The 394-nt window shown below is 61.9% G+C and carries 1 protein-coding gene; it reads right to left on the bottom strand.

Annotated elements, in window-relative coordinates; all coding sequences use genetic code 11:
- A partial coding sequence (locus tag BJP35_RS06755; RefSeq protein ID WP_143349617.1) for an ABC transporter substrate-binding protein occupies nucleotides 1–394 on the bottom strand: 394 nt, incomplete at both ends.

The raw sequence follows: 394 nt of genomic DNA, 5'->3' as shown, positions 1-394 counted from the left end.
TGTCGTCGGCATTGACGAAGGCGTCGAGCAGCAGCAGCGGAGGAACGAAAATCTCGCTGTGGGCGGCGAACATTGAGATGTGTTTGCGCAGCGCCGGCGCAGGACGCATCATGTCCCGCCAGGACGTCGGTGGCGGCGTGACCATATCGGAGCGATAGAGGATGCCGACCGTGCCCCAGAAGTAGGGAAGGCCGTAACCGGCGCAGGATTTGCGCCATTCCGGCGCATAGTCCTCGAGCGCGGGCAGATTGGTCTCGGAGAGCGGCTCGATGATGCCCTTCCGTCCGAAAAGCGTCGCGCCGTTCTCATCGACGCTGAAAAGATCGATGTTACGGCCCGGAACGGCAAGAATATCGTCGCGGGCATCGTCGCTGGCGAAATTGATCTGGGGGAG

This window comes from Enterobacter sp. J49 (assembly GCF_002148625.1).
Lineage (GTDB): Bacteria > Pseudomonadota > Gammaproteobacteria > Enterobacterales > Enterobacteriaceae > Enterobacter > Enterobacter ludwigii.
Note: the sequence above shows the minus strand (reverse complement) of the source record. Positions and strands in the feature narration are given on the sequence as shown.